Here is a 12,577-nt window from a genome sequence, read left to right as displayed (position 1 = left end):
TCAAAGCGCCTCGCTGTTGGAAACATGAACCAGCTTTTTAAGCACATTTCGGGCAGCACCGCTGTCAATCGAATGGGCCGCCATTTCTATGCCAATCTTGAGATCGGCCGCTACACCGGCAATTACAAGCCCTGCACCGGCATTGAACAGGGTGATATCGCGATAAGCGCCGTGCGCACCATCAAGTACCGAAAGGAGGGACACTGCATTTTCATCCGCTGTACCGCCCTTCAAATCCTGCGGATCCACCAGTCGCAAGCCAAAGGATTCCGGATCGATCTCGAAAGTGCGAACTTTTCCGTTTTCCAGCGCCGCCACCTTGGTCACGCCGGCTGTGGTGATCTCGTCCAGACCATCGCCGTGTACGACCCAAACGGTTTCGGATCCGAGGTTTTTCAGAACGTGCGCTATGGGCTCGACCCATTCAGGTGCGAATACGCCGACAAGTTGACGTTTGACGCCTGCCGGATTGGTCAAAGGGCCAAGCAGATTGAAGATGGTGCGTGTGCCAAGCTCGACGCGCGCCGGGCCCACATGCTTCATCGCGGGGTGATGCATGGGCGCGAACATGAAGCCGATCCCGGCCTGTTCAATGCAGGTGGCAATCAGTTCCGGGCCAATTTCGATGTTGATGCCAAGAGCTGCCAGTGTATCGGCCGCGCCGGAACGCGATGACAAGGCACGATTGCCATGCTTGGCGACAGGAACGCCGGCACCGGCAGCAACGAATGCAGCGCAGGTGGACACGTTGTACGAGCCCGACTGATCGCCGCCTGTTCCGACAATATCGATGGCATTCGAAGACGTATTCACCTTCAGCATCTTTGAACGCATGGCGGAAACGGCGCCACTGATCTCGTCGATATTCTCGCCACGCACCCGCAGCGCCATCAACAGGGCACCGATTTGCGCCGGCGTTGCCTGTCCCGACATCATGATGTCGAAGGCTTCGACGGCTTCCTCTTGCGAGAGCGCTTTGCCTGTAGCCGCTATGCCGATGAAACGCTTTAATTCAGCCATTTTCTGTCTGACCTAACGTGCAAGTGCCTGATTGATGACGGTCTGGTTAATGGAAACTGGATAGACAGTCTGCAATTGCACAACAAGCTGGTCGAGCAGGTCGTCGGCAATTCGAGAACCGAACGCATCTCTTTCCACGGTCGTCAAGGTTTCCGGTCCGACATTCGCCGGTTCGATCGACTCTGTGACCTTGAAGATCAGTTTCGAGCCGTCGGACGCCGATTCCGTTACACCAACAAGCCCTTCCGGACCATCGAAGACCGATGCAACGCCGCCTTCACCGAGATCGGCATCCTTGCTTTGGCGTGTAATGCCGCGTTTCGTATCCTTGGTGAACTTGAATTCGGCCGCGATATCATCGAGCGATGTGCCGCCGGCGACGCGCTTGCGCACCTCCTCGGCTTTCTCGTTGAGGCGCTTTTCGGCTTCAGCTGCTTTCCATGCTGCGACAACGCGCGGCTTTACCTCATCGAGCGGGCGCTCGCGGGCAGGCGTTACGCTGTCGACGTCGTACCAGAGATAGCTGTTGGTGCCGAGATTGAAAGGTTCATTGTCGAAACCGACATCCGCCTGGAAGACTGCTGCCAACTGGTTCTCATCGAAGGGCAGATTGGCGATTTCCTTCTCATCGGCACCATGGCCACTGGAATCAACGGCATCAATCGTCACCATCTTGAGGTTCTGCTTTGCTGCGGCCTCTGCCATGCTCGCACCGTCAGCGCGCGCATTCTCATAGGCATCATGCACATCCGCAATCGCGGACGCTGCCTGTGTCAAAGCTATGGTCTCACGAATATCCTTCTCGACTTCGGTGAGAGGCTTGGTGACTTCCGGGTTGACAGCCGATACACGAACAAGAACCGGCCCAAATGCCCCCTTCAGCACGTCGCTGACACCGTTTGCCTGAAGTGCGAAGATCGGATCGGCAATCGATTGATCGGGCAGGCCGGTTTTCGGGAATGTGCCGAGACGAACGTCATCCATCGTCTTGCCTTCCGACTTGACAATATCGTCGAAGCTGCTTCCAGCCGCGATCTTGTCATGTGCAGTCTTTGCTGCATCGTCATTTGCAAAGGTCAACTGTTCGATGGTGCGCGTTTCCGGCGTCGAATAGCGCGCAATGTTCTTGTCATATTCAGTCTTGATCTCTTCGGGTGTCACCAAGGCAGGATTGGCGATATCCTTTGGTTCAAGCTTGACATAACTTACCTTGCGGTATTGCGGCGCGCCGTAGACTTCCTTGTTTGCATCGAAATATGTCTTCAAATCCGCATCGCTGGGATCGGCGATATCGCTCACGAAGCTCTTCGGCATGGCGACGTAATCGACCGTGCGTGACTCGCCCTTATAAAGAGCAACCGCTTTAAGCAGGGTGTCAGGCGCTTTGACGCCATCGGCAACGGCTTCGACGATCTGCTGACGGCGTGCGACTTGTGCACGGTTGTCGAGATAGTTTTGCGGGCTCATACCGGCGTTGCGAAGCACCATATCGAACTGCGCTGGATTGAAGCGGCCATCGGCGCCCTGGAATGCCGGATCTTCAGCGGCGAGCTGTGCCAGACGATCCTTTGACAGGCCAAGCGACATGGTACGCGCCTGTTCGTCGAGAACCACGCCCGCAACCAGCTGCCCCTGCACCTGATGACCAATTCCGATGGCATCCGCCTGCTCGCGCGTGAGCCGCTGACCGAAGCGCTGCGACAGTGCAGCCAGTTGGCGGTCGTAGGCCAAGCGGTAATCGACCGGCGACACTTCGGAATGTCCAGCGCGAATGGCTGCGGTACCGCTTATTGCGCCGAGGATTGTGCTGGAAACACCCCATCCGGCAAAGCTGACCACGAGAAGGCCCATGAGCACTTTTGCCACCCAGGTTTGTGCAACATTGCGGAGAGAGTCGAGCATTAAAAGTCACCGTATCAGTCAAGAGGCTTATTTGAATCCATAGGGGAATAGCGTCATGGAAGGCTTGTGTCGATTGCTTTATCGAGTGAATTTGCTAGTCAGACACGCAAATGCCTGAGAAATTGCCAAAACAATCGCATAAGGAACGCTCAATGACCCCAGATGTCCGTCCGCTCGTTGCTGGTAACTGGAAGATGAATGGTACCGGAGAGTCGCTCGAGGAACTGCGTATCATCGTCAACCGGCCGAATTCCGCGATTGGCGAGAAGATCGACGCGTTGATCTGTGTGCCCGCAACGCTTGTCTTCCGTGCCGCTCAATCCGTCGAGGGTGAAGCCTTGAGCATCGGCGGACAGGATTGCCACCCAAAAAAGTCAGGTGCGCATACCGGTTGTATCTCGGCGGACATGCTGAAAGATGCCGGCGCATCCCATGTTATTGTCGGACATTCCGAACGCCGGGCGGACAATGGCGAAACGGATGAAATCGTCAATGCAAAGGCGAGGGCAGCGTGGGAAGCGGGGCTTGTGGCCATCATCTGCATTGGCGAGACAGGAACTCAGCGCCAGACCGGCGCTACGCTCGACGTGGTTGCTGCACAACTTGCAGGTTCGATTCCCGATGGTGCCAACGCCAGCAACAGCATCATTGCCTACGAACCCATATGGGCAATTGGAACCGGTCTGACACCGACTGCGACGGATGTACAGGAAGTGCATGCCCTTATCCGTTCGGCGTTGAGCACGCGTTTTGGGGATGAGGGTGATACGATGCGTATCCTCTACGGCGGATCGGTAAAGCCAGGCAACGCGGTGGAGCTTCTGGGGGTTGAAAATGTCGACGGCGCGCTTGTCGGTGGCGCGAGCTTGAAAGCAGCGGACTTCCTCGCCATCTGTGAGGCATATCATTCCTTGTGAAGGTTGCGAGTAGCTGCTCCAGCGACAAGAAAACTGTCGTCTGATGGGCTTGGTTTATTGGTCGATACGGTGTAAAGAGCCGCGTCCGACCCCTAGAAAGCAGAAAATACCCCATGCAAACCGTCGTCATCGTGATTCATCTTCTGATTGTACTTGCCCTTGTCGGGGTCGTGCTCATGCAGCGCTCCGAGGGTGGCGGTCTTGGAATTGGTGGCGGCTCCGGCTTTATGACGGCCCGAGGCGCCGCAAACGTGCTGACACGGGCGACGGCGATTCTTGCAACGGGTTTCTTCATTACGTCTTTGGCGCTCGGCATCATGGCCCGCTACGGGGAAAATCCGACTGACATTCTCAACCGTATTCCTACAACCACCGGCACGCAGCCCGCAGGCCAGCAGCCTCCAACGAGCGGCGGCATTCTCAACCAGTTGGGTGGCCCTTCGTCCAATAATGCAACGCCGCCTGCCTCCAATGAGGCAGCCCCAGGTTCGGCAGGGCCAGGCACCACTGCTCCGGCTGCGCCCGAATCGACGCTACCTGCGCCGACAGCTCCGGTTACGCCCGCGCAGCCGGCAAATCCGGTCCCGAATTCGCAGTAATTCGGACCGCTAAATCGTTTGATTGACGGAAGTGCGTAAAAGGTGTTGCGCTTCCGCAACCTTCTGATGCGAACAATGAATCCGTGGTATTCTTCACAGCGATTTGCATTGAGAAGAAACTGGTCTTCGGATATCGCGATATCAGATCGGCCTTGGGGGCCTCGCAAACGCTGCTGATGGCGTTTTGCAATCTACGCGGGAACTTTAAACTATGCTGTCACGTCGCTCTCTGCTTTTAGGAATGTCGCTCCTGGCCCTGTCTGGCCCGGCGTCTGCAGAACCAATTATCAAAAAAATTCTGAATCCATTCGGTCTTGGCGGCAATGACAATACCGGTGCCCAAGCGGCAGCGCAGCCGATCGAGGTTGCAGAAGTTCGTAAGCCGGTGCAGCCTGCCAAAGCCAAGAACAAATACGGCATCGACCCGAAATTCATGCCACAGGACGTCGAGTTCACGGGCTACAAGCCGGGCACGATCGTGATTGATCCGAAGGCAAAGTTCCTCTACCTCGTCGAAAGCTCGTACACGGCTCGCCGCTATGGTATTGCAGTCGGCAAGGAGGGCTTGGAATTCAAGGGCACAGCCGTGGTCCAGACGAAACGTGAATGGCCACGCTGGATTCCGACCAAAGAGATGATTGAACGTGAGCCTGCCCACTACGCCAAATATGAAAACGGCATGGATGGCGGCCCAGGCAATCCGCTCGGTGCGCGCGCACTTTACCTGTCGCAGGGTAACAAGGACACGCACATCCGCATTCATGGAACGATCGTGCCGTCGAGCATTGGAAGCTCCGCATCGAATGGTTGCTTCCGTATGGTCAATGACCATGTAATCGATCTTTACAACCGCGTCAGCATTGGCACGGAAGTTATTGTTCTGTAAGAACTATTGTTGAATTTGTTGAAACGGCCAGACCTCGCGTCTGGCCGTTTCGTTTGAAATGAAAAATGATTGGAACGGGGAAAACGGCTTTCGGGCCGAATTTTTTTGTGGCCAAATCACTTGCAAAGGACTAACGAGATAAGCCCATGGCCCGATATGTTTTCATCACTGGCGGCGTGGTTTCTTCCCTCGGAAAAGGCATCGCTGCTGCCGCTTTGGCGGCACTCCTCCAGGCTCGTGGATACCGTGTACGGATTCGCAAGCTCGACCCTTATCTCAACGTTGACCCCGGCACGATGTCGCCATATCAGCATGGCGAGGTCTTTGTGACCGATGATGGCGCTGAAACTGACCTTGACCTCGGTCACTACGAGCGCTTCACCGGGCGTCCTGCCAACAAACAGGACAATATCACCACTGGGCGGATCTACCGAAACATCATCGAGAAGGAACGCCGCGGAGATTACCTCGGCGCGACTGTGCAGGTGATCCCGCACGTGACAGACGAGATCAAGAATTTCATTGTCGAAGGCAATGAGGATTATGATTTCGTCTTGTGCGAGATTGGCGGTACGGTTGGCGATATTGAAGCAATGCCGTTCCTTGAGGCTATTCGCCAGCTTGGCAATGATTTGCCACGAGGCACCGCTGTTTATATTCACCTGACCTTGATGCCGTATATTCCGGCAGCAGGCGAACTCAAGACCAAGCCGACGCAGCACTCGGTCAAGGAACTGCGGTCAATCGGCATCGCGCCGGATATCCTTTTGATTCGTGCTGATCGCGAGATTCCGGAATCAGAACGTCGCAAATTGTCGTTGTTTTGCAATGTGCGTGCATCTGCCGTCATCCAGGCGCTCGATGTAGATACGATCTACGACGTGCCGATGGCTTACCATAAGGAAGGGCTCGATTCTGAAGTTCTTGCCGCGTTCGGCATCGATCCAGCGCCAAAGCCGCGCATGGAACTCTGGGACGAGGTCAGCCAGCGTATTCACAATCCGGAAGGCGAAGTGACGATTGCCATTGTCGGCAAATATACCGGCCTCAAGGATGCTTATAAGTCGTTGATCGAAGCGCTGCACCATGGCGGCATGGCCAACAAGGTAAAGGTCAATCTCGACTGGATTGAATCGGAGATTTTCGAGCAGGAAGACCCAGCTCCTTATCTGCAAAAGGTACACGGCATTCTGGTGCCCGGCGGCTTCGGCGAGCGTGGTTCGGAAGGCAAGATTTTGGCGGCGAAATTTGCGCGGGAAAAGAAGGTGCCGTATTTCGGTATTTGCTTCGGCATGCAGATGGCGGTGATCGAAGCGGCGAGGTCTCTGGCAGGGGTCGAGAAAGCATCTTCAAGTGAGTTCGGTCCGACCAGCGAACCTGTTGTCGGTCTGATGACCGAATGGCTTAAGGGCAACATGCTGGAGAAGCGGGCACAGACCGGCGATCTCGGTGGAACGATGCGGCTTGGTGCCTACGAAGCCTTGCTTAAATCCGGGACGCGCATTGCGGATATTTACGGTTCAACCGATATTTCGGAACGCCACCGTCATCGCTACGAAGTAAACATCGATTACAAGGAGCGTCTGGAAGAGTGTGGCCTCGTGTTCTCTGGCATGTCGCCGGATGGCGTATTACCCGAAACAATCGAATATCCCGACCATCCCTGGTTTATCGGCGTTCAGTATCATCCGGAATTGAAGTCCCGTCCGTTCGAACCGCATCCGCTGTTTGCTTCGTTCATCAATGCCGCAATGGCGCAGAACAGACTGGTTTGATTGGATAAGTGCCCGACAAAAACGTGCCGGGCACCGTTGTAGCCATCTATTGCAGATGCATCGTTTCCGGCGCTGGCCTAGCGCAGGGTTTACCATCGCTTTGCCGGGCTTTGCGCGTTGCGATCTTTAGCGGCTCTCCCAATTTCAAATCCACGAGAACGTTGTCGTCATCGGTCGTTTGAACCTTGGCTGCATCCCCCTTGGTCAGGGTGACCCAGGTGTCAGTTTCGCCAATATCGACATTGAATTCGCGCGCCTGCCATTTGAGGCCCTTGAAATAGGCACGTTTTGCCGGCTGCCCTTCGATAATGTCCGGAAGAATCGGCTTCAGCACGATCCTGTCATCACGGAAACGGTAGCCGGTCATACCCATGCCTGTGGCTTGCAGAAAGCCGCCGGCGCCGGTCAAGAAGACATTGGCGGGCGCCGCTTGTCCCGCTGAAGCACCCAAGACCCGCGTCTCGTTGAACTGTTCATAAGGTCCCAGCGCAACATCATAGGATTTCTTCAGAAAATCTCCAAAATCGCAACGGCCGAGCTGTGCAGCAATGACTGCATGGATGGCGTCGGTCATGGACGGGCCGTCCGGATCGGCAGCCTTCGAATAGTATTCCAGATCGTTTGCTGACTGCTCGACCGTCATCGGATATTCCAATGGATAAGTCAGCAACACAACGTCCGCCTGTTTGATGCGATTGTTCAGATTGGCAGGGTTGAAGCCGTTATATTGAATATGCAGATTTTTTGCCGGATCAATCTGCGGCCTGACCATCGCGCCAAGGACGGGGCGCCATTCGACAGGAACCTGTTCCTTCAACTGTTCGGCGACCTTGATGGCGAGCTCCAGTGCCTTGATCGCCGAGCCATTGGTGAAGGCTTCGTCATTGACATTTTCCGCATATTCATCCGGTGCAGTTACCGTGTTGAGATGAAATTGCGTCCTGTCAGCATTGAATTCACCACGCTTCACATAGAAATCGGCAATGCCTTTCAATATGGGCCATGCCTGGTTTTTCAAGAATGTCGCATCACCGGTTGCCGCGTAATACTGATACTGTGCGAGAGCGATATCTGCTTGCAGATGAATCTGCCGCCGGTTCCTATCGCTGCTGCTGCCTTCGCCGTCTATATTGCCGGTGCCGGATACCCAGGGAAAGTAGGTGCCGCGATAGGGCTTGCTTCCAGGGTCAACGCTAAAGCTGGAATGGGTCACATTACCACGCGCCTGCTCCAGCGTGGCAAACCTGTAATCGACAACGGTTTTTGCCAGTTCCGGATGGGTAAGCAGCAAATAAGGATACATGAATGTTTCCGCATCCCAAAAGATCATGCCGCCATACCCTGTGCCCACGAGCCCGCCAGCTGGTATGCTTGCCTTGGCACCTTCATAAGTACTGGAGAGCAATTGATACTGGGCAGAATTGATGACTTTTTGCAGTCGCTCGTTCTCGACCGTTACGCTGCTCTTGGTCCAGAGCGCCTCCCATGCATCAATGTGGGTCTTCAGTAATTCGGTATAGCCAGTCTTTTTCGCGGCATTTGCAACGTCGTCGGCTGCCTCATTGACCGCCATGTTGTCATCGGCGAATGTCTGCGGAATGTTCTTGCCAAGCTTTTCGATCAGTTCGTCGTCGATAGAGGTGGCAATTCCGACATATTTGGTAAAGACATAGGTCTTGTTCACTTCGGGAGAAAACTCCCAGAACAGCCCGCTTACGCTGGAATTTCCGTCCCATTTATGGGCTGATCCAGCACCCTCGGGCGCGTCCATTTTGAATGCTGTGGTTGCCTTGAATCTGGTGCCTTGCGTTCGAACTGAAGCCTGTGCGCCAAGGCCGGCGGCATCGCTCCAATTCTGATTGATGTTGTCGGCCTTTTGAATGCCATTGAGATCCAGATAGGAACGAACGCTGATCCCGCCGCTCCATGTCAGGGGCGTTATCTCGAGACGGATCACACCAAGGTGTTTGTCGGTTCTGTGGGCAAAGGCCGTCCATTTCAGTTTGGCTTTTTTGCCATTCGGCGACAACCAGACCAATAAAGTTGTAACAGTACCTTTTCTCATGTCCACGATCTGCTCATATGCCGATACTTGCTCGGGTCTCAGCGCATTGGGGTCGAAGAAGGCACCGTTAAAATCGTCAAGAATGGTCAGGCTGGACCAGTTCGGCAATGTTGCCAGATAGATTTGATTATCGGAATAGAATTTTTCGACCATGGCTGACGTAAATCGCCCCGGCCCGTAATCCGGATAACCGTTCAAATTATCCGGGCTGTTGCTACCGCGCCAATAACCCTGACCTGCTGCAGGCAGGCGCAGGCCCATATAGCCGTTGCTGACGAAGGGCTGGTGGGTGAAGGTCTCGTGGAAGTCCCGGTTGACGATTTTCCAGCTTGCAAGGTTTTCTGCAGGCGGTGCCGGTGGTTTCGATCCATCCGCAACTGGCGGGACCAATTTCGCAAGGCGCCTGGTCTCGCTTTCGAGACTCTCAGCCTTGATTGTCAGCGTGTTCAACGATGCTTGCGCATCCGTGAGCGCCTTCACCAGGCCTTCAGCAGTTTGGCCAGCGGGTATCGCTGCAATACTCTTGTTGAGGTCTTCGATCTCAATTTTCTTGGCCGCAATCTGGCCCTTCAAGCTGGTTGTTTCATCTTGAAGCCTGCTTGCCTCCTTGCGCAAGTTCGTGATTTCGTCGGAAGCCGGCAGATCGGCCAGACGCTTGCCCAGATCGTCAATTGTTATCTTGAGCGTCGCGACATTCCGCTCATTTGCTGCAACCAGTTCGGCATTTTGCGCTTGCAACGCAGCGATTTGTTGCTCGAGACTTTTGAAAGTTTCCTTGCTGGCGGCAAGTTCGGCAAATGTCGATTGGGATGGTTGCGGACTATTCTCGGATCCATCGCAGCCGGTCAGCATCGCACAGCCCAGCAGGCCGGCAAAGAATGCGGTTTTCGAAATCATTGTTCCTCCAAAAGGTAGAAAAATATAAACGTCTAGTAATGCATGGGTTGTATTCGCGTAAGCTGGCCTTAAGCTCCAGCCAGACCGGGCATCTCTCCCTTGCCCGGGTGCAATCAATACTTAAAAATTACATTATTACGATAATCGAATTAAATTCCTGTATTCTAATCGCTGCCCGATGACAAGTGACAAGGCTGTCACTGTTGATAGTACTTTAGTAGTCTCAACCATGCGCAACGCCCTTGTTGACCGCCACTCGTTTGATCTTGCCAATTCGCGTCTTATCGTTCAAACCCTGTCAATATGAACGGTACACCCCGCGAGCCTCGACCTGTCGATCATCTGGTTCTGCCCACAGCGGAGCTAACGATTGCGCAAGCGCGTCTGGAGCGGCTGGGTTTTACTGTTGCGCCTATCGGAGTTCATCCATTCGGCACTGAAAATGTCTGCGTTTTCTTTGGCGATGACTGCTTTCTCGAATTTCTGGCAGTTGGCCAGCGTGAGACTTGCGAGGAGGAGGCGCGGAACGGTAATGTCTTTGTCGCCCGCGATCAGGCCTGGCGGTTCCGCAATGGAAATGAAGGTTTCTCTGCTCTTGTCATGGGCACGCATGACGTGATTGGCGATCACAAAGCTTTCGTCAAAGCGGGCATTTCCGCCGGCGATATACTCAATTTCTCGCGCCCGTTTGTCACTCCGGACGGGAAGAAGGGCATTGCCGGGTTCCGTTTGGCATTCGCGGCTGATCTGCGCGCGCCAGACGCTTTCTTCTTCACGTGCCAGCGTGTGAACACGCCCAAGGTTGATCGCGCATCGCTGCAGACGCACCAGAACGGCGCGGTTGCACTACGCGAAGTCATCCTGTCGGAAGTCAATCCGACGGATTTCCAGTATCCACTGCAGGAGATCATCAGCCAGCGCGACGTCAATGCGCATTCATTCGGTATGGATTTGCGTGCCGCGAACGCCAATGTGACAGTGTTGACACCTCAGGGCTTGCGATCGTTCCTCGGTATCGAGGCTTCTGAAACGGAGCGTGGGTTGCGGCTTCAGGCCATTGTGCTGGCAGTGCGTGACCTCCCTGCGGTTGAAACTTTGCTGGCCAGCAACAATATTCCGTTCGAAAAGCGCGGCTCCCGCCTGATTGTGCACAAGGCACCAGGGCAGGGCGCTGCCATCGCATTTGAGGCTTCCTGATGTCCCTGAATTCCACGGTTTCCGCCAGCAATGTTGTATTTTCCAACACTGGCCAATTGTCTCTCATTGCGGGGCCTTGCCAGATGGAAAGCCGTCAGCACGCATTCGACATGGCCGGAGCGCTGAAGGAACTGACAGGAAAACTCGGGATCGGCCTTGTCTACAAGTCGAGCTTCGACAAAGCGAACCGCACCTCGTTGACAGGGAAACGTGGATTTGGACTGGAGAACTCCCTGCCGGTATTCGCCGATATCCGTAGTGAGCTCGGCCTGCCGACGCTGACTGACGTCCATACGGAAGAGCAATGTACTATCCTTGGCCAAGTGGTCGATGTTTTGCAAATCCCGGCTTTCCTTTGCCGACAGACTGATCTTTTGATCGCGGCTGCCAAAACCGGCAAGATCGTCAACATCAAGAAAGGTCAGTTCCTCGCGCCATGGGACATGAAGAATGTCATTGCCAAGGTGACAGAGAGCGGCAATCCAAACGTGATGGTCACTGAGCGGGGCGCTTCCTTTGGCTACAACACGCTCGTCTCCGACATGCGCTCCCTGCCCATCATGGCAGGTTTCGGGGCCCCGGTAATTTTCGATGCAACCCATTCGGTGCAGCAGCCCGGCGGGCAGGGTGGTTCGACAGGCGGTCAACGCGAATTTGTCGAGACGCTGGCACGCGCGGCAGTTGCTGTCGGTGTAGCAGGTGTATTCATCGAAACGCATCAGGACCCGGACAACGCGCCGTCAGACGGTCCGAATATGGTGCCACTCGACCAGATGCCACGGCTTCTCGAAAAGCTTCTGGAATTCGACCGGATTGCCAAAAGGGCTTGAACCTACGGCCTAAAAGTTCCTTCGCAGAAAATTAAGTTTTGATGCAACCGTGATGCGGCCTTGCTCATTATCCTCGTAGGCAAGCAAAAGAGGAGAAGAGCAAAATGCCAACTAGCTCAGGACATACGAAAGCTATTCGCGCTTCGCGGGTTATTGGTACCAATGTGTACAATAGCAGCGGTGACAAGATCGGTGAAATTGAAGACGTCATGCTCGATAAAACCACGGACGGTATCATGTTCGCGGTCGTCGGTTTTGGCGGCTTCCTTGGAATTGGCGAGAAATATCATGCCGTGCCGTGGAAGCTTCTCGACTTCGATGAAGCGACGGGTGGGTATGTTGTCCCATTCACCAAAGAACAGCTGGAACAAGCACCAGCTCATGGCATAACCGAACTGACCGAGAATGACGGCCTCAAGGTCCGCGACAGGTCATTCTCCTATTACAATGACGTAGCCGCTTAACAGGCGTTACCTCATGGATTAAGGC

At 54.7% G+C, this 12,577-nt stretch carries 10 protein-coding genes; 7 read left to right on the top strand and 3 right to left on the bottom strand.

The genetic code is table 11. The features are described 5' to 3' along the window. Positions 1-1,020, bottom strand: coding sequence for an anthranilate phosphoribosyltransferase (gene trpD / locus N8E88_RS27520; RefSeq protein WP_262293345.1), 1,020 nt, complete (start codon positions 1,018-1,020; stop codon positions 1-3). 12 nt (positions 1,021-1,032) lie between these two features. After that, entirely contained in the window at positions 1,033-2,922 is a 1,890-nt protein-coding gene (locus N8E88_RS27515; RefSeq protein ID WP_262293344.1) for a peptidylprolyl isomerase, read from the bottom strand. Positions 2,923-3,074: 152 nt separating this feature from the next. Here N8E88_RS27515 and tpiA point away from each other — a divergent pair, with 152 nt between their 5' ends. From tpiA to N8E88_RS27495, 4 genes are all read left to right on the top strand, one after another. Next, complete coding sequence (tpiA, locus tag N8E88_RS27510) at positions 3,075-3,839, top strand: triose-phosphate isomerase (RefSeq protein ID WP_262293343.1); 765 nt, start codon at positions 3,075-3,077, stop codon at positions 3,837-3,839. 113 nt (positions 3,840-3,952) lie between these two features. Beyond that, the gene (gene secG / locus N8E88_RS27505; protein WP_262293342.1) at positions 3,953-4,438 is read left to right on the top strand and encodes a preprotein translocase subunit SecG; all 486 of its coding nucleotides are present in this window, start codon (positions 3,953-3,955) and stop codon (positions 4,436-4,438) included. Positions 4,439-4,649: 211 nt separating this feature from the next. Further along, a complete protein-coding gene (locus N8E88_RS27500) occupies positions 4,650-5,324 on the top strand; it encodes a L,D-transpeptidase (protein ID WP_262293341.1) in 675 nt (224 codons plus the stop codon). Between the two features lie 146 nt (positions 5,325-5,470). Further along, positions 5,471-7,099 carry a CTP synthase gene (locus N8E88_RS27495; protein WP_262293340.1) on the top strand — a complete coding sequence of 543 codons (1,629 nt, stop codon included), beginning with the start codon at positions 5,471-5,473 and terminating at the stop codon, positions 7,097-7,099. Between the two features lie 46 nt (positions 7,100-7,145). Here the strand turns inward: N8E88_RS27495 and N8E88_RS27490 are convergent, their stop codons facing one another. Further along, positions 7,146-10,061 (bottom strand): hypothetical protein, encoded by a 2,916-nt coding sequence (locus N8E88_RS27490; RefSeq protein WP_262293339.1) that lies wholly within the window; start codon positions 10,059-10,061, stop codon positions 7,146-7,148. Between the two features lie 303 nt (positions 10,062-10,364). Between N8E88_RS27490 and N8E88_RS27485 the strand changes: the two genes are divergently transcribed. The 3 genes from N8E88_RS27485 to N8E88_RS27475 all read left to right on the top strand — a co-directional run bounded on the left by N8E88_RS27485 (position 10,365) and on the right by N8E88_RS27475 (position 12,552). Continuing rightward, on the top strand, positions 10,365-11,258 hold the full coding sequence (locus N8E88_RS27485; RefSeq protein WP_262293338.1) for a VOC family protein: 894 nt from the start codon (positions 10,365-10,367) through the stop codon (positions 11,256-11,258). Beyond that, positions 11,255-12,088: a 3-deoxy-8-phosphooctulonate synthase gene (gene kdsA / locus N8E88_RS27480; protein WP_262295659.1), complete on the top strand. Its 834-nt coding sequence runs from the start codon at positions 11,255-11,257 to the stop codon at positions 12,086-12,088. The genes N8E88_RS27485 and kdsA overlap by 4 nt, the downstream gene beginning before the upstream one ends. A gap of 104 nt (positions 12,089-12,192) precedes the next feature. Next, positions 12,193-12,552, top strand: a complete 360-nt coding sequence (locus N8E88_RS27475) for a PRC-barrel domain-containing protein (protein ID WP_262293337.1) — start codon at positions 12,193-12,195, stop codon at positions 12,550-12,552. Positions 12,553-12,577 lie beyond the last annotated feature (25 nt).

The sequence above is a fragment of the Phyllobacterium zundukense genome, from assembly GCF_025452195.1.
Lineage (GTDB): Bacteria > Pseudomonadota > Alphaproteobacteria > Rhizobiales > Rhizobiaceae > Phyllobacterium > Phyllobacterium zundukense_A.
The sequence above is the reverse complement of the archived record's forward strand: the minus strand, read 5'-3'. Positions and strand labels throughout refer to the sequence as shown.

Coding starts and splice junctions, on each gene's coding strand:
- trpD (WP_262293345.1), bottom strand. CDS start 1,020: ATGGCTGAATTAAAGCGTTTCATCGGCATAGCGGCTACAGGCAAAGCG.
- N8E88_RS27515 (WP_262293344.1), bottom strand. CDS start 2,922: ATGCTCGACTCTCTCCGCAATGTTGCACAAACCTGGGTGGCAAAAGTG.
- tpiA (WP_262293343.1), top strand. CDS start 3,075: ATGACCCCAGATGTCCGTCCGCTCGTTGCTGGTAACTGGAAGATGAAT.
- secG (WP_262293342.1), top strand. CDS start 3,953: ATGCAAACCGTCGTCATCGTGATTCATCTTCTGATTGTACTTGCCCTT.
- N8E88_RS27500 (WP_262293341.1), top strand. CDS start 4,650: ATGCTGTCACGTCGCTCTCTGCTTTTAGGAATGTCGCTCCTGGCCCTG.
- N8E88_RS27495 (WP_262293340.1), top strand. CDS start 5,471: ATGGCCCGATATGTTTTCATCACTGGCGGCGTGGTTTCTTCCCTCGGA.
- N8E88_RS27490 (WP_262293339.1), bottom strand. CDS start 10,061: ATGATTTCGAAAACCGCATTCTTTGCCGGCCTGCTGGGCTGTGCGATG.
- N8E88_RS27485 (WP_262293338.1), top strand. CDS start 10,365: ATGAACGGTACACCCCGCGAGCCTCGACCTGTCGATCATCTGGTTCTG.
- N8E88_RS27475 (WP_262293337.1), top strand. CDS start 12,193: ATGCCAACTAGCTCAGGACATACGAAAGCTATTCGCGCTTCGCGGGTT.